Source organism: Xanthobacter luteus, from assembly GCF_040049235.1.
Classification (GTDB): domain Bacteria; phylum Pseudomonadota; class Alphaproteobacteria; order Rhizobiales; family Xanthobacteraceae; genus Xanthobacter.
The window spans coordinates 283,226-302,531 of the sequence record NZ_JBDZDO010000002.1 but is presented as its reverse complement, the minus strand read 5'-3'; the positions used below and the strand labels follow the sequence as shown (position 1 = coordinate 302,531).

Sequence of the window (19,306 nt, the reverse complement as noted above, 5' to 3'; positions counted from 1 at the left end):
CACGTCTTCCCGTTCTTGGCCGTCTCCCGCCCGGCGCCGCGGCGCCGAGCGGGCGGCGAAGGCGCCTCAGGCGCCATTCGCCGAGGCGTGGCGCTTTACTCCGCGGCCTCGCGCAGCAGCGCGCCGAGCGCGCCCGTCTGCTTGATCACCGCGATGGCTTCATCGTCGAGGCCCAGCACGTCGCTGAGCACCTCATAAGTGTGCTCGCCGAGCAGCGGCGCCCGTTCCACGGGCACGTCGTTGTCGGAGAGCTTGATCGGGTTGCCCACGGTCACGTAGCTGCCGCGGCCGGGATGCTCCACCTCCACCAGCGTGCCGGTGGCGTAGAGCGAGCGGTCCTCGGCGATCTCCTTCATGGAGAGGATCGGGCCGCAGGGGATGTCGTATTTGTTGAGGATCTCCATGGCCTCGAACTTGGTGTGGGCCATGGTCCACGCCTCGATGCGGGTGAAGATCTCGTTGAGGTGCGGCAGCCGCGCGGCGGGCGTCGCATAGCCGGGGTCGGTCTTCCACTCGGGCTCGTGGATGACGTCGCAGATCTTCTCCCAGACCGGGGCTTGCGTGATGAAATAGATGTAGGCGTTGGGGTCGTTCTCCCAGCCCTTGCAGCGCAGGATGCGGCCCGGCTGGCCGCCGCCGGAATCGTTGCCCGCGCGCGGCACGCTGTCGCCGAACGGAACGCCCTCGCCGAACTGGCTGTATTCGCGCAGCGGGCCGTTGGCGAGGCGCTGCTGGTCGCGCAGCTTCACCCGGCACAGGTTGAGCACCGCATCCTGCATGGCGCACATGACCTTCTGGCCGCGCCCGGTGTGCTCGCGCTGGTAGAGCGCGGTGACGATGCCGAGCGCCAAATGCAGGCCGGTGCCCGAATCGCCGATCTGCGCCGCGCTGACCATGGGCAGGCCGTCGCGGAAGCCGGTGGTGGAGGCTGCCCCGCCCGCGCACTGGGCGACGTTCTCATAGACCTTGCAGTCCTCGAACGGGCCGGGGCCGAAGCCCTTCACCGAGGCGAGGATGAGCCGCGGATTGATCTCGCTGAGCCGCTTCCAGCCGAGGCCCATGCGCTCCAGCGCGCCGGGGGCGAAATTCTCCACCAGCACGTCGCATTTCTTCACCAGCTCCTCGAGCACCGCCTTGCCCTGCGGATTCTTGGTGTCGAGCGTGATGGAGCGCTTGTTGGCGTTGAGCATGGTGAAATACAGGCTGTCCGCGCCGGCCACGTCGCGCAGCTGGCCGCGCGTGACGTCGCCTTCGCCGGGGCGCTCGACCTTGATGACGTCCGCGCCGAACCAGGCGAGCAGCTGGGTGCAGCTCGGTCCCGACTGAACGTGGGTGAAGTCCAGGATGCGGACCCCCTCCAATGCCTTACCCATCGCGTTGTCTCACTTCACGTCTGGCTGGTTCGCTCACCCGCTCCTGAGGATGTCGGCCTTGGGCTTGTGCCGGGCGCCGGGCGGGATGGCCCGCCCGGCGCCTTGCTCGTCGATCGCGGCGCCGCACCCTGCGGCGCCCGCGCGGACCGTTCCCGGCGGCGCGCGCGGCGCGCCGGCCGGGCTCACTTCTTGCGCTTCACCACGCTCTGCGGGTTGAGGCTGCCGATATTGCCGCTCTCGCTGCCGGCGGCAGGGTCGATCACGGCGTTGATGAGGGTGGGCTTGCCGCTGTCCATCGCCGCGTTCACGGCGCGGGAGAGCTCGTCCGGGGTCGTGACGTGCACGCCGACCCCGCCGAACGCCTCCATCATCTTGTCGTAGCGGGCGTCTTTCACGAACACCGTGGTGCCGGGATCGCGCCCGTTCGGGTCGGTGTCGGTGCCGCGATAGATGCCGTTATTGTTGAAGATCACGATGCAGACCGGCAGGCCATAGCGGCAGATGGTCTCCACCTCCATGCCGGAGAAGCCGAAGGCGCTGTCGCCCTCGATCGCCAGCACCGGCTTGCCGGTCTCCACCGCCGCGCCGATGGCAAAGCCCATGCCGATGCCCATGACGCCCCAGGTGCCGACGTCGAGGCGCTTGCGCGGCTGGTACATGTCGATGATGCCGCGGGCGAGGTCGAGCGTGTTGGCGCCCTCGTTCACCAAGATGGCGTCGGGCCGCTCCTTGATGATGGTGCGCAGCGCGCCGAGCGCCGAGTGGAAGTCCATGGGCGCCGAGTTCTTCATGAGGCGCGGCGCCATCTTGGCGATGTTGGCGTCCTTCTTCTCGGCGACCGTCGCCATCCACTCGCGCGGCGCGCCGGCCCAGCCGCCCACCTTGGCGTTGAGCGCCGCCATGGCGGAGCCGATGTCGGCGACGATCGGCGCGGCGATCTCGATGTTCGAGTCCATTTCCCTGGGCTCGATGTCGATCTGGATGAACTTCTGGGTGCCGGGGGCGCCCCAGGTCTTGCCCTTGCCGTGGGACAGCAGCCAGTTGAGCCGCGCGCCCACCAGCATCACCACGTCCGCCTCCTTCAGCACCAGCGAGCGCGCGGCGCCGGCGGACTGGGCATGGGTGTCGGGCAGGATGCCCTTGGCCATGCTCATGGGCAGGAAGGGGATGCCGGTGGTCTCGACGAAGGCGCGGATGGCCGCGTCCGCCTGGGCATAAGCGGCGCCCTTGCCGAGGATGACGAGCGGCTTCTTGGCGCCCTTCAGCAGCTCCACCGCACGCTCCACCGCCTCGGGGGCGGGGATCTGCGCCGGGGCGGCATCGATCACCTTGACGAGCGAGCGCGCCCCCTCGGCCGCGTCCATCACCTGGCCGAACAGCTTGGCCGGCAGATCGAGATAGACGCCGCCGGGGCGCCCGGACACCGCGGCGCGGATGGCGCGGGCGACGCCGATGCCGATGTCGGCCGCGTGCAGCACGCGGAAGGCGGCCTTGCAGAGCGGCTTGGCGATGGCGAGCTGGTCCATCTCCTCATAGTCGCCCTGCTGCAGGTCGACGATCTCGCGCTCGGACGAGCCGGAGATGAGGATCATGGGAAAGCAGTTGGTGGTGGCGTTGGCGAGCGCGGTCAGGCCGTTGAGGAAGCCAGGCGCCGACACGGTGAGGCACACGCCCGGCTTCTTGGTGAGGAAGCCGGCGATGGCCGCCGCATTGCCGGCATTCTGCTCGTGCCGGAAGGAGACGACGCGGATGCCCTCGCTCTGGGCGAAGCGCCCGAGATCGGTGATCGGGATGCCCGGCACGCCGTAGATGGTCTCGATGCCGTTGAGCTTCAGCGCGTCGATGACGAGATGAAAGCCGTCGGTGAGCTCCTGCTCGGGGGCTTCGGCTTCGATGGTCTTTGCGATGGCGGACATTCCGCTGTCTCCCGGAAATTCTTGTCGGTGCGGTTCGGCTTCAGGGTTCGGTTGGCCGGGGTCCCGGCGCGTGCGTCTGCCCTTGCGGGCGTCGTGTTCCCAATGCGCGCCAGTGTCGTCTGGCGTCTCCTTCACATCCCTTCGTTCGCCCGGGCGCCGGCGTCAGTCCGGAAACATCCCGTGCTTGTCCACATGGGCGGCGAGGCCCATGGCGTGCTCGCGCACCAGCCGCTCGGCGCGCTCCGCGTCGCGCGCCTCGAGGGCGTCGATGATCGCCGTGTGCTCGCGCTGGGAGATCTCGAGCCGGTTCTCCTGGCGGATCGAGACCGCGCGGATCGCCCGCATGTGCAGGAACAGGTTGCCGGTCATGGCGACGATCAGCCGGCAGCCGCCCATGCGCAGGATCGCCTGGTGGAAGGCGATGTTGGCCTGGGAGTATTCGTTCATCTGCTCGGCCGCGGTCTCCTCGCGGAACGCGTTGAAGAGGCGGCGCAGCCCCTTGATGTCGTCGGCGGAGGCCGAGACCGCGGCAAGCCGCGCCGCCATGCTCTCGAGCGCCGCCCACACCACGATCAGGTCGAAGATTTCGCGCTTGGTCTTGCGCACCACGAAGATGCCGCGCCGCGGCACCGAGCGCACGAAACCCTCCTGCTCCAGCACCGTCATCGCCTCGCGGATCGGCGTGCGGCTCACCCCGAGGTCCTCGGAGAGCTGGCGCTCGTCGAGCCGGAACTCCTTGGTGGTGCCGTAGATGTCCATCTCCGTGATGGCGCGCTTGAGCGCCTCGTAGGCGAGCATCCGCAGACTCGTGGCCGCCTCGAGGGGCTCCACGTTCAGCTTCGGTGGCTCAGCGACCTGATGCACGGCCTTCGGTTCCTCCTCCTGGGCGCCGCCTCTTCCGGGCGGGCGCCGTCGGTGAAATACTGTGTACTGTATTCAAATTGCGGACGCAATGGCGGCCAGCCGGGAAAAGGTGCCGCACCGCAGCAACCCGCTGCCCCCGGCGTTCCGCCGCCTGCTCTCCGCCGGCAGGCGCCGGGCGGGGAGCGGCGAGCCGCCGCGGGACCCGGCCGGCGGCGGCCCGCCGGGCCCGTCGCCTCACTCGGCGGCGGCCGGCTTCTCGCCGCCCGGACGCAGGCGCTGGAGCACGATGCCGATGAGTGGCCACAGCAGCATCACCAGGGCCAGGGTGACGATGGAGCCCACCAGCGGGTTCGACCAGAAGATCGACAGGTTGCCCTGGGACACCAGCATGGCCTGGCGGAACGAGCTCTCCGCCATGTCGCCCAGAACCAGCGCCAGCACCAGGGGCGCCAGCGGATAGTTCAGCTTTTTGAACAGGTAGCCGATCACGCCGAAGATCAGCATCACGGCGATGTCGAGCCCGGCATTGTGCACCGTGTAGGCACCCACCGCGCAGATCACCAGGATGATGGGCGCGATGACCGAGAACGGGATGCGCAGGATGGCGGCGAAGATCGGCACCGTCGTCAGCACCACGATCAGCCCAGCGATGTTGCCGAGATAGATCGAGGCGATGAGGCCCCACACGAAGTCCTTCTGCTCCACGAACAGCAGCGGGCCGGGCTGGAGGCCCCAGATCAGCAGGCCGCCCAGCAGCACCGCCGCGGTGGGCGAGCCGGGAATGCCGAGGGTGAGCATGGGCAGCAGCGCCGAGGTGCCGGCGGCGTGCGCCGCCACTTCCGGCATCACCACGCCTTCCAGCTCGCCCTTGCCGAAGTTGCGCCCGTTCTTGGAGAACTTCTTGGCCAGTCCGTAGCTCATGAAGGAGGCGGGCGTCGCGCCGCCGGGGGTCACGCCCATCCAGCAGCCGACGATCGCCGAGCGCAGGCAGCCGACCCAGTATTTGGGCAGCTTGGCCCAGGTCTGGAACACCACCCGGGCATTGATGGCGGCGCTCTTGCCCTTGAAGGCGAGGCCCTCTTCCATGGTCAGCAGGATTTCACCCACCCCGAACAGGCCGATGACCGCCACCAGGAAGTCGAAGCCGCGCAAGAGCTCCACCGAGCCGAAGGTCATGCGCAGCTGGCCGGTCACCGTGTCGATGCCCACCGCCGCGAGGGCGAAGCCGAGCATCATGGCGGCGATCACCTTGAAGGGTGGTTCCTTGCCCATGCCCACGAAGGAACAGAAGGTGAGCAGATAGACCGCGAAGAATTCGGCCGGGCCGAACTGCAGCGCGAACTTGGCGATCACCGGGGCGAGGAAGGTGATCAGCAGCACCGCGAAGAAGGCGCCGATGAAGGAGCCGGTGAAGGCGCCGGTGAGCGCCTCGCCCGCTCTCCCCTTCTGGGCCATGGGATGGCCGTCGAAGGTGGTGGCCACGCTCCATGGCTCGCCTGGAATGTTGAACAGGATCGAGGTGATGGCGCCGCCGAACAGGGCTCCCCAATAGATCGAGGAGAGCATGATGATGGCCGACACCGGCGTCATCGAGAAGGTCAGCGGCAGGAGGATGGCGACCCCGTTGGCGCCGCCGAGGCCGGGCAGCACGCCGATGAGCACACCGAGCGTGATGCCGACGAACATGTAGACGATGTTCATGGGGTCAGCGAGAACGCTGAATCCCCCGATGAGTGACGAGAGCGCTTCCACGGGCTTCCTCCCAAACGCTTCGGCGCTTTCCTGCGCCTTCGGCGTGCGCGTGATCTGTCCAGGTTTTGATGCCACCTCGTCGGCGCCGGGCTGAGCCCGGTCGGCGCGGGTGGATTGAAGTCTTGGGGCCTCCGCGGAGGCCCGCGGCGCGCCCGGCGCAGGCCGGGCGACGGCGTCGGATCAGTAGCCGAGCGCGGCCTCGATGGGCCCCTTGGGGAGCGGCACGAGGAACCAGATCTCGAACATCACGAACAGCGCGAGCGGCACGCCGATGGCCACCGGCACGATCTTCGCGATCGGATACTTGCCGAGCCACCACATGAAGAAGGCGATGAACAGCATCGAGGCGAGGTAGATGCCCAGGACGAAGATGAGCGCCACGTAGATCGAGGTGGGCACCAGAACCTGCATCACCGACTTCAATTGGCTGCGGTCGACGAAGTTGGCCAGGTCGGGGTGCTTGGTGAACACCGCGCGGGCAAGCGTGCCGGCGCTGGCGATGAACATCATCAGCCCCACATAGAAGGGAAAATAGCCGGCCTCCGGGCCGTCGCCCGCCCAGCGGGCGCCGATGCGCCAGCTGTCGGACATCACGAGCGCCGCGACGCCCATGAACATCAGGGCCACCACCACGTCCATGGTGCGGTTGGTGACGGTCTTCTCGTTGGCATCTGCGGCGTGATCGCCGTGGGCATGATCGGTCATGGGGGCGCGTCCTTCCCTTGCGCGCCCGGCGCGCGGCCGGGCATTTCCGAAGGGCCTGCCGCGTGGCTGCGACGGGGGCTCCGCGGCGCGGGCCGCGGAGCCGGAACCGTCACTTGGCCACGAAGCCGGCGTTCTCCATCAGGGTCTTGTGGGTGGCCGCGGCCTTGCCGAGCCAGGCCGCGTACTCCGGACCCGTGAGGGCGGTGGTGTTGAACGCGCCCTTCTGCATGAACTCCTGCCACTCGGGAGTCTCGCGCACCTTCTTGAACAGGGTGACGAAATAGTCGACCTGCTCCTTGGTCGCCTTGGGCGGCATGAAGATGCCGCGCAGCATCAGGTATTCGATGTCGAGGCCGGATTCCTTGCAGGTCGGGATGTCGGCCCAGGACTTGCCGTTGGCGATCGGCTCCTTGTAGTTGAGCCGCTTCTCGTCGAACACGCACAGCGGCTTCAGCTCGCCGGCGCGCCACTGCGACACCGCCTCGATGGGGTTGTTGACCGAGGAGGTGATATGGCCGCCCACCAGCTGGGCCGCCACGTCGCCGCCGCCCTTGTACGGCACGTAGATGAACTTCTTGCCGGTCTTCTGCTCGATGGCGGCGGTGATGATCTGGTCTTCCTGCTTGGAGCCGGTGCCGCCCATCTTGAACGGACCGTCGGACGGCGCGGCCGCCATGGCGGCGAGGAAGCCCTTCGCGTCGTCATAGGGCGCCTTGGCGTTCACCCACAGGACGAACTCGTCGAGCGCCAGCATGGCGACGGGGGTCATGTCGTCCCACTTGAACGGCACGCCGGTGGCGAGCGGCGTGGTGAACAGGTTCGACAGCGAGATGATGATCTTGTGCGGGTTGTTGGCGGACCCCTTCACGTCGAGGAAGCCCTCGGCGCCGGCACCGCCGGACTTGTTGATGACCACCAGGGACTGGCCCATCAGATTGTGCTTCTGAACGATGCCCTGGATCATGCGGGCCATCTGGTCGGCGCCGCCGCCCGTGCCCGCGGGCACGATGAACTCGACGGTCTTGGTGGGTTCCCAGGCCAGGGCGCCGAGCGGCGCCATCACGGCCGCGACGACCGCTGCCGCCGCGCTTTTCCTGATGGTCGAGGCGAGTGACAAATTCATTTTCGTCTTTCCTCCCGGATCGTCCGCGATGTCAAAGCTCGCAGATCAAAAACGTAACTTATTATGATCGTTACATTTTTTGGCAGACCTTAAGGTCCAGCCTGGAAAGAGTATATTGTATGTCACTGCTGTCAATTGGAATTTGCAATTCCGGATTTGGTCGTCCTAATACAGTCTTTAAAATATAAAATAATGTATACCAACATGGCGCCCCTGTCCCGCCGGTGGTTTCGGCGCCTTCGGGTCAGCGGTAGGCGGCGAATTCCGGCGGCACCGCCTCGTCCGCGCCCGAATAAAGGCGGGTCATCTGGTCGGCGGCGGCGATCACCCGGCGGCCGATGCGGGCGATGCGGTCCTCGCTCATGCGCACCGCCGGCGCCGCCACCGAGAGGGCGCCGAAGGGCTCGCGCCATTCGTTGAGAATCGGCGCCGCCACCGCCTTCATGCCGAGCGCGTGCTCCTCGTCGTCCACGGCGTAGCCGCGCTCGGCGATGCGGGCGATGTCGTCCATCAGGTCGCGCTCGGAGCGGTGGGTGCGCACGGTGAAGGGCTCGTAGCGCATCTGCGCCAGGCAGGCGCCGCGAAAGCCGGGGCTCGCCGCCGCCAGCACGCATTTGCCGGCCGCCGTGGCGTGCAGCGGCAGGCGCACGCCGAGGCGGAAGAAGGCGCGCACCGGCGCATGGGCCTCCGCCTGGGCCACCACCACCAGCTCCAGGCCGTCGAACATGGAAAGGTTCACCGTCTCCTCGAGCTCGTGCAGCAGCTTGCGGATCACCGGCCGGCCGATGTCCGGCAGCTTGCGGATGCGCAGATAGGCCGCCCCGACCCGGAACAGGCCGAGCCCCACGGTCCACAGCCCGGTCGACAGATCGTGGCTCACCAACTGGCGCCGCTCCAGGGTCGCCAGCAGACGGTGGACGGTGGAGATCGGCAGGTCGGCGGCGCGCGCGATGTCGGCCAGCGTCATGCCGTCCTGGTCGGCGATGACGCGCAAGAGCGTGATGGCGCGGTCCAGCGACTGGACTTCGGTCCCGCCCTCCCCGCCGGCCGAAGCGGGCCGCCCGCGGCGCCGGGGCGCAACGTCACTGTCGGGCATTCGACCTCCCTCGCTCGGCGCCTGCCGCACGCCCGAAAATGGCATAGGGCGGCGCCTTGTTGGCGCCGGCACCGGCGGGATTGCCCGCGGCGCCCGCCGTGACGCTCCCTCTACGTTAGGGCCAAAGGCCCGGATGCGCAGCCTGTGACAAATTTCCACGTTACGGGATTAATTTCCATTGTTATGGTGCGGGCGAAGCCGTCTGGGCACGGGTCTGCGCCCAATTCTGGCATACAAAATACCCCATGCGGGAAACCAGAGGAGGAACGGGCGATGAAGGTGTGCATCTACGGCGCCGGCGCCATTGGCGGCTATCTCGGCGTGGAGCTCGCCCGGGCCGGCGCGGAGGTGAGCCTGGTCGCCCGCGGCGGCCACCTCGAGGCCATGCAGACCAACGGCGTGAAGCTGCTGATCAACGGCGAGGAGCGCGTCGCCCGGGTGCGCGCCACCGACGATCCGGGCGAACTCGGCCCGCAGGACTATGTCATCATCGCGCTCAAGGCCCATTCCGTGCCCGGCGTGGTGGAGAAGATGCGCCCGCTGCTCGGCAACGATACCTCGGTCGTCACCGCGGTGAACGGCGTGCCCTACTGGTATTTCTACAAGCATGGCGGCGCGCTCGAGAACCGCACCCTGGAGACCATCGATCCGAGCGGCCGCCAGTGGGAGGTGCTGCGGCCCGAGCGGGCGCTGGGCTGCATCGTCTATCCCGCCACCGAGGTGGTGGCGCCGGGCGTGATCCAGCACATTTACGGCGACAAGTTTCCGCTCGGCGAGCCGTCCGGCGAGATCACCCCGCGGGTGAAGGCGCTCGCCGCGCTGATGGAGAGCGCCGGCCTGCGCGCGCCGGTGATGCCCAACATCCGCGACGAGCTGTGGCTGAAGCTGTGGGGCAATCTGTGCTTCAACCCCATCAGCGCGCTCACCCACGCCACCCTCGACGTGATCGCCGCCGATCCCGGCACCCGCGCCGTGGCGAAGACCATGATGCTGGAGGCCCAGGCCATCGCCGAGCGGATCGGCGTCACCTTCCGCGTCGACGTGGAGCGGCGCCTCAACGGCGCCGGCGCGGTGGGCGCCCACAAGACCTCCATGCTCCAGGACCTGGAGCGCGACCGGCCCATGGAGATCGATCCGCTGGTGAGCGTGGTGCAGGAGATGGGGCGCATGCTCGACATGCCCACCCCCACCCTGGACGTGGTGCTGGCGCTGGTGCGTCAGCGCGCGGCGGTGTCCGGGCTCGGCGCGCATCTGGCGCGCCCGCCGCTGACCGCCGCCGATCTGGCCGCCGGCAAGCCGCACTGACCGGCCTCCCGCCGTGGCCCCTCGGCGGGGTCGCGGCGGCCGCGCCGATCCCTTTGCGCCGCCCCGGGGCGCGCGCGCGCGTGCGCGCTTCGCGGCGCCGGGCGGCGTGAAGGAGAGGGAAATTTCCGGGAATGATTAAGGGAGCATTGCGGCCGCCCCCCGGCGGCCGCCAAGATCGCGGTCGGCGCCGGCCGCCGCGGATCGGATCAGTCGGCGACCGCCTCGGCGGTCATCGGAACGCGGCCCGCCTGGCCGGCATTGAGCGCCATCCCGGTGAGCACGTAGCCCATCACGAGCACTGCAAACACAACAATTCGCTTGATCATCTCAGACCCCTGGCCTCGTCCCTCGGACCGCTCCGGACCGACCCCGCTTGGCGAGCGCAGCATGCTGCCCAAGCCCAGGTTCTAATCCCGTTAAGCCCCACGGACGCTGAACGGGCGTGTCGGCTCCCGTTCATCCCCGCGCATCCGCCACGCCGGCCACCAAGCCCCACCCGCATCGCGCGCGCGTTTCCAAACGCACGCGAATCGGAGACCGCAGCAGCCACGTTGGGCGCTCTCTTACCGCGCGCCCCGCCGCTTGTCTGTGACCGGCCGGACACATCTTGCAAGGATTGCTGCGGCACCTTTACTCGCAAGAAGGGAGGGCCTAAGCGGAAGGCCGATTGTTGCAACGCACAGCAAGGCGCCGGCATGCTCCGCAAGCTCTACGACTGGGTGATCGCCTATTCGGCCAAGCCTTCGGCGCCCTGGGCGCTGGCCGTGGTCTCGTTCGCGGAGAGCTCGGTCTTCCCCGTGCCGCCGGACGTGCTGCAGGTGCCCATGACGCTGGCCCGGCCGGAGATGGCGTGGCGCTATGCCGCCATCGCCACCATCTCCTCGGTGCTCGGCGGCCTCGTCGGCTACGCCATCGGCGCGCTGCTCTACGAAAGCGTCGGCAAGTTCCTCATCGACCTCTACGGCTACGGCGCCAAGGTCGACCAGTTCCGCGAGGCCTATGCCCATTACGGCCACTGGGTGATCCTGCTGAAGGGCCTCACGCCGATCCCCTACAAGCTTGTCACCATCACCTCGGGGTTCGCCGAGTACAGCCTGTTCTGGTTCGTCGTGCTCTCGCTCATCACCCGCGGCGCGCGCTTCTTCATCCTCGCGGCGCTGCTGCACCATTTCGGGCCGCGCGCGCGGGAGTTCATCGAGAAGCGGCTCGGCCTCGTCACCCTGGGCCTGCTGGCGGTGGTGGTGCTGGGCCTCGCGGCCGCGGTCTACCTGGTCTGAGCGCCTGATCCCAGCGCCGGCCGAGCTGGGCGCGGCCGGCGCGCCGCTATTGCCCCGTGCCGGCGGGGCGCGAGAGCACGGAAGCGGACCCCGCTCCGGCGGCGCCGGGCGTCGCCGTGCCGGCGCCGACCCCCGCGGCGGGCAGCGGCGGCGGGCCGGCGGGAGGCGCGGAGGGGCCGGCGGCGGCGTTCTGGGCCGGCGCCGCTGATGTGCTGGCCACGGCCTGGGCGGGCGCCGGCGCAGCCTTGGCAGGCGCTGCCGGGGCGGGCGGAGACGGGACGGGCGCAGCCTCGGCGCCGGGCGCCGCGGGCGAGGGCTTTCCGCCCGCGCTACCGGGGGTCTCCCGGGGCCCGGGCGCGGCCGGCGCGGAGGCGACCGCCGCTTCGGACGGTGCAGGTGCGGACGCGGCCGCCGCCGGCGGCGCTGTCGGCGCGGCTGCAGGCGGGGGCGCGGCGGGGGCGGCGGACGCTTCCATCAGTTCGGGCGGCTTGGGCGGCGGAAGCGGCGCGGATGCCGGCGGCCGGGCGGCGACCCGGGGCGGCTTCGGCGCGGCGGGCGGCGCAGTGACATGCGGCGCGACCATGGGCGGCGGCACGGCGACCACCGGCGGCGGTCCGCCGACGAGGTTGCCCGCCGCCACCACGCGGCCGGTGAAGCCGTCGATGCGCAGCACCACGGGGCCTTCCTCGTCCACGGCCGTGACGGTGTAGAGGCGGCCGGAGAGCTGGGGCGGCGAGATGCGCCGATAGCCCATGCCGCGCACGATGTTGCGCACCTCCCAGGGAGGCAGAATCACGTAGCCCGGCCGCGGCGGCACGCCATAGGGCGCCGGCGCTGGGCCGGGATAGTAATATTGCGCGCCCGCCGGCGCTGCGGCCAGCAGCGGCACGGCGAGCGCGAATGCGAGGGCGGCGGGGCGGATCGGAGCCTTCGGCATGGGCGACCTTCGCTGAGCGGGACCGGTTCGGACCGATGCGGGATCCGGGCCCCGCGGATTCGGGCAATAGCAGGCACCGCGAAAGGCATTGCGCGCCGCGCCACCTTTTCCCGCGCCCGGGGCGGGACTACAGCGGCTCAATGCGGCATCGATAGGACGGCAATCGGGCCGCAAGCCGCCACCTTGTAACGCCGCCCGTGGCCGGCGCTACGATCGGCGCCCCCGCGGCGGTGAAACGGCATTGCGCGCGGCCCGGCTGGTGCCGTACCGTTGTTTCGTCCGGCGCGCCTTACGCGCAACAAATGATCAGTTCGATCGTCAGGGCGCCCGTCCGGCGCTTGTGAGCGCGCCGATTTTCTGTCATGGTCCACTGGATAGGGAAGTCGTACTGCCCTATCCCCCGTGCCGCAGCCGGACCACAAAGCGCACGCCCGAGCGGGCGGGTGCTTTTCCGCGCGGGTGGCGTGGAAGTTGCAATGCGGCGTGGGAGGGGGCATCTCGACCATCGTCCGCGCGAGACGCGCGGGGCGGGAGCCCTGCGCCGGTGATGAGAGGGATGGAAGATGGCATCGATGCATCGCGATCTGGGCCGGAACGGAAGCGTGGCTCAGGGCACCGCCGCCGTCAAAGGCACGGCGATGATCGGCCGACCGGCCCCCTTCGGCCTGTTCGACCCGGCGCAGGAGCGTGACGCCTGCGGCGTCGGCTTCATCGCCGACATCAAGGGCCGCAAGTCGCACCGCATCGTCGAGGACGGCATCAAGATCCTGCTCAACCTGGAGCATCGCGGCGCGGTGGGCGCGGACCCGCGCGCCGGCGACGGCGCCGGCATGCTGGTGCAGATCCCGCACAAGTTCTTCATGAAGGAGGCAGAGCGCCTCGGCTTCACCCTGCCCGAGCCCGGCAAGTATGCGGTGGGCCACATCTTCATGCCGCGCGATCCGGCCGGACGCGAGATCGTGCGCGCCACCTTCGAGCGGGTGCTGGCGGAAGAGGGCCTGTCTTTGATCGGCTGGCGCGACGTGCCGACCGACAATTCCTCCCTCGGCGTGAGCGTGCTGCCCACCGAGCCCGAGCACGCGCAGGTGTTCGTGGGCCAGGGCGACCTCGCCCTCGACGAGGACGCCTTCGAGCGTCGCCTGTTCGTCACCCGCAAGGTGATCTCCAACGCGGTCTACGGCGCCGGCGATCCGGCCACCGCGGGCTACTACCCGGTGTCGCTGTCGTGCCGCACGCTGGTCTACAAGGGCATGTTCCTCGCCGACCAGCTGGGCGCCTATTATCCGGACCTCTCGGACCCGGACTTCGAGAGCGCCCTTGCCCTCGTGCACCAGCGCTTTTCCACCAACACCTTCCCGGCCTGGCCGCTGGCCCATCCCTACCGCATGGTGGCGCACAACGGCGAGATCAACACCCTGCGCGGCAACGTCAACTGGATGGCGGCGCGCCAGGCCTCGGTGGATTCGGAGCTGTTCGGCTCCGACATCTCCAAGCTCTGGCCGATCTCCTATGAGGGCCAGTCGGACACCGCCTGCTTCGACAATGCGCTCGAATTCCTGGTGCAGGGCGGCTACGCGCTGCCCCACGCGGCCATGATGCTGGTGCCCGAGGCCTGGGCCGGCAACCCGCTCATGGACGAGGAGCGGCGCGCCTTCTACGAATACCACGCCTCGCTCATGGAGCCGTGGGACGGCCCCGCCGCCATCGTCGCCACCGACGGCCGGCAGATCGTCGCCACGCTCGACCGCAATGGTCTGCGCCCCGCGCGCTACATGGTGACGAGCGACGACACCATCGTGCTCGCCTCGGAGATGGGCGTGCTGACGCTGCCCGAGGAGAAGATCGTCACCAAGTGGCGCCTCCAGCCGGGCAAGATGCTGCTGGTCGACCTGGAAGAGGGCCGCCTCGTCCCCGACGAGGAGATCAAGACCACGCTCGCCCGCGCCCATCCCTACAAGGACTGGCTGAAGCACACCCAGCTGGTGCTGGAGGACCTGCGCCCGGTGGAAGCGCGCGAGGTGCGCACCGACGTGTCGCTGCTCGATCGCCAGCAGGCCTTCGGCTACACCCAGGAAGACCTCAAGCTGCTGATGGCGCCCATGGCCATCACCGGCCAGGAGGCGGTGGGCTCCATGGGCACCGACACGCCGATCTCGGTGCTCTCGGACAAGTCGAAGCTGCTCTACACCTATTTCAAGCAGAACTTCGCCCAGGTGACGAACCCGCCCATCGACCCGATCCGCGAGGAGCTGGTGATGAGCCTCGTCTCGTTCATCGGGCCGCGGCCGAACATCTTCGACCTGGAGGGCACCGCCAAGCGCAAGCGCCTGGAAGTGCGCCAGCCCATCCTCACCAACGAGGACCTGGAGAAGATCCGCTCCATCGGCTTCATGGAGGAGCGGTTCGACACCCGCACCCTCGACATCACCTACGGCGCCGAGAAGGGTGCCGCCGGCATGGCGAGCGCGCTCGAGCATCTGTGCGAGCGCGCGGAAGCGGCGGTGCACGGCGGCTACAACATCATCATCCTGTCCGACCGCATGACCGGGCCGGACCGCATCCCCATGCCGGCCCTGCTCGCCACGGCGGCGGTGCACCACCATCTGATCCGCAAGGGCCTCCGGACCTCGGTCGGCCTCGTGGTGGAGACCGGCGAGGCGCGCGAGATCCATCATTTCGCGTGCCTTGCGGGCTACGGCGCCGAGGCGATCAATCCCTATCTCGCCTTCGAGACCCTGGTCGACATGCGCGACGAGATCCCCGAAGAGGTGGACGACAAGGAGATCGTCAAGCGCTTCATCAAGTCGGTGGACAAGGGCCTGCTCAAGGTGATGTCCAAGATGGGCATCTCCACCTACCAGTCCTATTGCGGCGCGCAGATCTTCGACGCGGTGGGCCTGTCCTCGGAGCTGGTGGGCAAGTATTTCTTTGGCACCGCCACCACCATCGAGGGCGTCGGCCTTGCCGAGATCGCCGAGGAGACCGTGCGGCGGCACCAGCTCGCCTTCTCCGACGCGCCGGTCTACCGGCTCGCGCTCGATGTGGGCGGCGAATATGCCTACCGCATGCGCGGCGAGGACCATGCCTGGTCGCCGGAGGCGGTGGCCTCGCTCCAGCACGCGGTGCGCGGCGACGCCAAGGACAAGTACCGCGCCTTCGCCGAGATGATGAACGCGCAGGACCGCCGGCTGCTGACCGTGCGCTCCTTGTTCCGCATCCGCGACGCGCAGGAGATCGGCAACGCGCCCGTCGGCCTCGCCGAGGTGGAGCCGGCCTCCGAGATCGTGAAGCGCTTCGTCACCGGCGCCATGTCGTTCGGCTCGATCTCGCGCGAGGCGCACACCACGCTCGCCATCGCCATGAACCGGATCGGCGGCAAGTCGAACACCGGCGAAGGCGGTGAGGAGGCGGAGCGCTTCGTGCCGCTGCCCAACGGCGACAGCATGCGCTCGGCCATCAAGCAGGTGGCCTCGGGCCGCTTCGGCGTGAGCGCGGAATATCTCGTCAATTCCGACGTGATGCAGATCAAGGTGGCGCAGGGCGCCAAGCCCGGCGAGGGCGGCCAGTTGCCCGGCCACAAGGTGGACGCGGTGATCGCCAAGGTGCGCCACTCCACCCCCGGCGTCGGCCTCATCTCGCCGCCGCCGCACCACGACATCTATTCCATCGAGGACCTGGCGCAGCTCATCTACGACCTGAAGAACGTCAATCCCGACGCCGACGTGTCGGTGAAGCTGGTGTCCGAGGTGGGCGTGGGCACGGTGGCGGCCGGCGTCGCCAAGGCGCGCGCCGACCACATCACCATCTCCGGCTACGAAGGCGGCACGGGCGCCTCCCCGCTCACCTCCATCAAGCATGCCGGCTCGCCCTGGGAGATGGGCCTTGCCGAAACCCAGCAGACGCTGGTGGCGAACCGGCTGCGCTCGCGCGTCGCTCTGCAGGTGGACGGCGGCTTCCGCACCGGGCGCGACGTCATCGTCGGCGCGCTGCTCGGCGCGGACGAGTTCGGCTTCTCCACCGCGCCGTTGATCTCGGCCGGCTGCATCATGATGCGCAAGTGCCACCTCAACACCTGCCCGGTGGGCGTCGCCACCCAGGATCCGGTGCTGCGCAAGCGCTTCAAGGGCACGCCCGAGCACATCATCAACTACTTCTTCTTCGTGGCCGAGGAGGTGCGGGAGATCATGGCCTCCCTCGGCTTCCGCAAGCTCGAGGAGATGGTCGGCCGCTCGGACATTCTCGACCAGCGCGCGGCGATCGAGCACTGGAAGGCCAAGGGCCTCGACTTCTCCAAGCTGTTCGCCAGGCCCGACATGCCGGCGGACGTGGGCATCCGCCACACCGAGCGCCAGCACCACCCGATCGAGAAGGTGCTCGACCGCACCCTGATCGCCAAGGCGGCCCCGGCGCTGGAGACCGGCGCGCGCGTCGAGATCGAGACCGCCATCCGCTCGGTGGACCGCTCGGCCGGCGCCATGCTTTCCGGCGTCGTGGCCAAGCGCTACGGCCACCAGGGTCTGCCCGACGACACCGTCCACGTGACCCTGAGGGGCACGGCGGGCCAATCGTTCGGCGCCTTCCTCGCCGCCGGCATCACCTTCGACCTGATCGGCGAAGGCAACGATTATGTGGGCAAGGGCCTCTCGGGCGGGCGCATCATCGTGCGGCCGCCGGAGAATGCGGCGATCGTGCCCGAGCAGTCCATCATCGTCGGCAACACGGTGATGTATGGCGCCATCGACGGCGAGTGCTACTTCCGAGGCGTCGCCGGCGAGCGCTTCGCGGTGCGCAATTCGGGGGCAATCGCCGTCGTCGAGGGCACCGGCGACCACGGCTGCGAGTACATGACCGGCGGCGTGGTGGTGGTGATCGGCATGACCGGGCGCAACTTCGCGGCCGGCATGTCGGGCGGCGTCGCCTACGTGCTCGACGAGGACAACAGCTTCAAGAAGCGCTGCAACCTGTCGATGGTCGACCTCGAGCCGGTGGAGGAGGAGGAGGATCTCCTGGAGCGCCTGCACCACCACGGCGGCGACCTCGAGTTCAAGGGCCGCATCGACGTGCAGGGCGACATGTCGCGCCACGACGAGGAGCGCCTGCACCAGCTCATCGCCAAGCACCTGCACTTCACCGGCTCGGGACGGGCGCAGACCATCCTCGACAATTGGGCCGACTACCGCTCGAAATTCGTCAAGGTGATGCCGGTGGAGTACCGGCGCGCCTTGCGCGACATGGAGAAACTGCGCGGCCTCGCGGCGGCGGAGTAAGGGCGGCAGGGCCTGCCTGCCCCGGAGCGCGCTCTCCCGAACGGGTGCCGCTCCCCCCTCCCCTGCCCTCGCCCCATCGGGGAGGGGGTTCGGGCGGCGCCCGGACTTCGGGCGCCGATCGATCGAAAGGCGCGGGCGGATGGCGCCGAAAGGCGCACCAGCGCGGCTCGCGAATTCCGAGTCCTCAAGCTGGAACAATTCTTGTAATGGAGCATCAGGCGCGCGGCGCGGATCGGCTCCTTCGACGAGGTTCGCATGGGTAAGGTCACGGGTTTCATGGAGATCGATCGGCGCGAGCAGAAGTATCAGCCCGCCTCCGATCGCATCCGCCATTTCCGCGAGTTCACGCTGCCGCTGCCGGACGCCGAGGTGCAGAACCAGGCGGCGCGCTGCATGGATTGCGGCATCCCCTTCTGCCACGGGCCGAACGGCTGCCCGATCCACAACCAGATCCCGGACTGGAACGACCTCGTCTACAATGACGACTGGGAGGCCGCCTCCCGCAACCTCCATTCCACCAACAATTTCCCGGAGTTCACCGGCCGCGTCTGCCCCGCCCCCTGCGAGGAGGCGTGCACGCTGAACCTCGAGGACATGCCGGTCACCATCAAGACGGTGGAGCAGGCGATCGCCGACAAGGCGTGGAAGAAGGGCTGGATCAAGCCCGAGCCCGCCACTGTCCGCACCGGCAAGAGCGTCGGCGTGGTCGGCTCCGGGCCGGCCGGCCTCGCCGCGGCCCAGCAGCTCGCGCGCGCCGGCCACGACGTCCATGTCTATGAGCGCGAGCCCAAGGCGGGCGGCCTGCTGCGCTACGGCATCCCCGACTTCAAGATGGAGAAGCACCACATCGACCGCCGGGTGAAGCAGATGGAAGGCGAGGGCGTGACCTTCCATTACGGCGTGAACGTGGGCGTCACCACCGCCGTCCAGGATCTGCTCGACGCCCACGACGCGGTGCTGCTCGCCGGCGGCGCGGAAGCCCCGCGCGATCCCGCGCTCCCCGGCCAGGAGCTCGAGGGCGTCGACTTCGCCATGCCTTATCTGGTCCAGTCCAACCGGCGCGAGGGCGGCGAGCCGGTGAACGAGCTGCCGATCCTTGCTGCCGGCAAGCACGTGGTCGTGGTGGGCGGCGGCGACACCGCCTCGGACTGCGTGGGCACCGCGTTCCGCCAGGGCGCGCTCTCGGTGACCCAGCTCGACATCCGTCCGGTGCCGCCGGCCAAGGAGGACAAGCTGGCGGTGTGGCCCTATTGGCCCACCAAGTTCCGCACCTCGTCCTCCCAGGCGGAGGGCGCCGAGCGCGAGTTCGCCTGTGCGACGCTGGGCATCGAGGGCCGCAACGGCCGGGTCACCGGCGTGAAGTGCGCCCGGGTGGACGCCAAGCGCCAGCCCATATCGGGCACGGAATTCGTGCTGCGCGCCGATCTCGTCTTCCTCGCCATCGGCTTTGCCGGCCCGGTGACGGCGGGCCTGCTGGAGCAGTCCGGCGCGGCGCTCGACCGGCGCGGCATCCCCGAGGCGGACGACGAGAGCTATCTCACCTCGGTGCCGAAGCTCTATGCCGCCGGCGACATGCGGCGCGGCCAGTCGCTGGTGGTGTGGGCGATCCGCGAAGGGCGCCAGGCGGCGCACGCCATCGACAAGGCGCTGATGGGCGCGACCACGTTGCCGCGCTGAGGCGCGCGAGCGGG

12 protein-coding genes are annotated in these 19,306 nt (G+C 69.1%); 4 read left to right on the top strand and 8 right to left on the bottom strand.

Features of this window, described 5'->3' with window-relative positions:
• Nucleotides 1-95: 95 nt before the first annotated feature.
• From frc to ABLE88_RS09925, 7 genes are all read right to left on the bottom strand, one after another.
• A complete protein-coding gene (gene frc, locus ABLE88_RS09955) occupies nucleotides 96-1,373 on the bottom strand; it encodes a formyl-CoA transferase (RefSeq protein ID WP_348831386.1) in 1,278 nt (425 codons plus the stop codon).
• Nucleotides 1,374-1,555: 182 nt separating this feature from the next.
• Nucleotides 1,556-3,289, bottom strand: coding sequence for an oxalyl-CoA decarboxylase (oxc, locus tag ABLE88_RS09950; RefSeq protein WP_348831384.1), 1,734 nt, complete (start codon nucleotides 3,287-3,289; stop codon nucleotides 1,556-1,558).
• Nucleotides 3,290-3,451: 162 nt separating this feature from the next.
• Nucleotides 3,452-4,087 (bottom strand): GntR family transcriptional regulator, encoded by a 636-nt coding sequence (locus tag ABLE88_RS09945; RefSeq protein WP_348831652.1) that lies wholly within the window; start codon nucleotides 4,085-4,087, stop codon nucleotides 3,452-3,454.
• A gap of 300 nt (nucleotides 4,088-4,387) precedes the next feature.
• Entirely contained in the window at nucleotides 4,388-5,854 is a 1,467-nt protein-coding gene (locus ABLE88_RS09940) for a tripartite tricarboxylate transporter permease (protein ID WP_510182881.1), read from the bottom strand.
• A 231-nt stretch (nucleotides 5,855-6,085) separates the two neighbouring features.
• Nucleotides 6,086-6,610 (bottom strand): tripartite tricarboxylate transporter TctB family protein, encoded by a 525-nt coding sequence (locus ABLE88_RS09935; protein WP_348831382.1) that lies wholly within the window; start codon nucleotides 6,608-6,610, stop codon nucleotides 6,086-6,088.
• 109 nt (nucleotides 6,611-6,719) lie between these two features.
• Nucleotides 6,720-7,733 carry a Bug family tripartite tricarboxylate transporter substrate binding protein gene (locus ABLE88_RS09930; protein ID WP_510182880.1) on the bottom strand — a complete coding sequence of 338 codons (1,014 nt, stop codon included), beginning with the start codon at nucleotides 7,731-7,733 and terminating at the stop codon, nucleotides 6,720-6,722.
• Between the two features lie 244 nt (nucleotides 7,734-7,977).
• Nucleotides 7,978-8,829 carry an IclR family transcriptional regulator gene (locus tag ABLE88_RS09925; RefSeq protein ID WP_348831381.1) on the bottom strand — a complete coding sequence of 284 codons (852 nt, stop codon included), beginning with the start codon at nucleotides 8,827-8,829 and terminating at the stop codon, nucleotides 7,978-7,980.
• A 273-nt stretch (nucleotides 8,830-9,102) separates the two neighbouring features.
• Here ABLE88_RS09925 and ABLE88_RS09920 point away from each other — a divergent pair, with 273 nt between their 5' ends.
• Nucleotides 9,103-10,134 carry a 2-dehydropantoate 2-reductase gene (locus ABLE88_RS09920; RefSeq protein WP_348831380.1) on the top strand — a complete coding sequence of 344 codons (1,032 nt, stop codon included), beginning with the start codon at nucleotides 9,103-9,105 and terminating at the stop codon, nucleotides 10,132-10,134.
• 695 nt (nucleotides 10,135-10,829) lie between these two features.
• The gene (locus ABLE88_RS09915; RefSeq protein WP_348831379.1) at nucleotides 10,830-11,411 is read left to right on the top strand and encodes a YqaA family protein; all 582 of its coding nucleotides are present in this window, start codon (nucleotides 10,830-10,832) and stop codon (nucleotides 11,409-11,411) included.
• A gap of 46 nt (nucleotides 11,412-11,457) precedes the next feature.
• Here the strand turns inward: ABLE88_RS09915 and ABLE88_RS09910 are convergent, their stop codons facing one another.
• Nucleotides 11,458-12,348: a hypothetical protein gene (locus tag ABLE88_RS09910; RefSeq protein ID WP_348831378.1), complete on the bottom strand. Its 891-nt coding sequence runs from the start codon at nucleotides 12,346-12,348 to the stop codon at nucleotides 11,458-11,460.
• Nucleotides 12,349-12,911: 563 nt separating this feature from the next.
• On the opposite strand from ABLE88_RS09910, the gene gltB reads away from it, so the two are divergent.
• Nucleotides 12,912-17,615, top strand: coding sequence for a glutamate synthase large subunit (gltB, locus tag ABLE88_RS09905; RefSeq protein WP_510182879.1), 4,704 nt, complete (start codon nucleotides 12,912-12,914; stop codon nucleotides 17,613-17,615).
• 255 nt (nucleotides 17,616-17,870) lie between these two features.
• Nucleotides 17,871-19,292 carry a glutamate synthase subunit beta gene (locus ABLE88_RS09900; RefSeq protein ID WP_348831377.1) on the top strand — a complete coding sequence of 474 codons (1,422 nt, stop codon included), beginning with the start codon at nucleotides 17,871-17,873 and terminating at the stop codon, nucleotides 19,290-19,292.
• Nucleotides 19,293-19,306 lie beyond the last annotated feature (14 nt).

Bases quoted from the DNA above. Each gene is read 5' to 3' on its own strand.
- frc (WP_348831386.1), bottom strand. From the start codon at position 1,373: ATGGGTAAGGCATTGGAGGGGGTCCGCATCCTGGACTTCACCCACGTT.
- oxc (WP_348831384.1), bottom strand. From the start codon at position 3,289: ATGTCCGCCATCGCAAAGACCATCGAAGCCGAAGCCCCCGAGCAGGAG.
- ABLE88_RS09945 (WP_348831652.1), bottom strand. From the start codon at position 4,087: ATGCTCGCCTACGAGGCGCTCAAGCGCGCCATCACGGAGATGGACATC.
- ABLE88_RS09940 (WP_510182881.1), bottom strand. From the start codon at position 5,854: ATGAACATCGTCTACATGTTCGTCGGCATCACGCTCGGTGTGCTCATC.
- ABLE88_RS09935 (WP_348831382.1), bottom strand. From the start codon at position 6,610: ATGACCGATCATGCCCACGGCGATCACGCCGCAGATGCCAACGAGAAG.
- ABLE88_RS09930 (WP_510182880.1), bottom strand. From the start codon at position 7,733: ATGAATTTGTCACTCGCCTCGACCATCAGGAAAAGCGCGGCGGCAGCG.
- ABLE88_RS09925 (WP_348831381.1), bottom strand. From the start codon at position 8,829: ATGCCCGACAGTGACGTTGCGCCCCGGCGCCGCGGGCGGCCCGCTTCG.
- ABLE88_RS09920 (WP_348831380.1), top strand. From the start codon at position 9,103: ATGAAGGTGTGCATCTACGGCGCCGGCGCCATTGGCGGCTATCTCGGC.
- ABLE88_RS09915 (WP_348831379.1), top strand. From the start codon at position 10,830: ATGCTCCGCAAGCTCTACGACTGGGTGATCGCCTATTCGGCCAAGCCT.
- ABLE88_RS09910 (WP_348831378.1), bottom strand. From the start codon at position 12,348: ATGCCGAAGGCTCCGATCCGCCCCGCCGCCCTCGCATTCGCGCTCGCC.
- gltB (WP_510182879.1), top strand. From the start codon at position 12,912: ATGGCATCGATGCATCGCGATCTGGGCCGGAACGGAAGCGTGGCTCAG.
- ABLE88_RS09900 (WP_348831377.1), top strand. From the start codon at position 17,871: ATGGGTAAGGTCACGGGTTTCATGGAGATCGATCGGCGCGAGCAGAAG.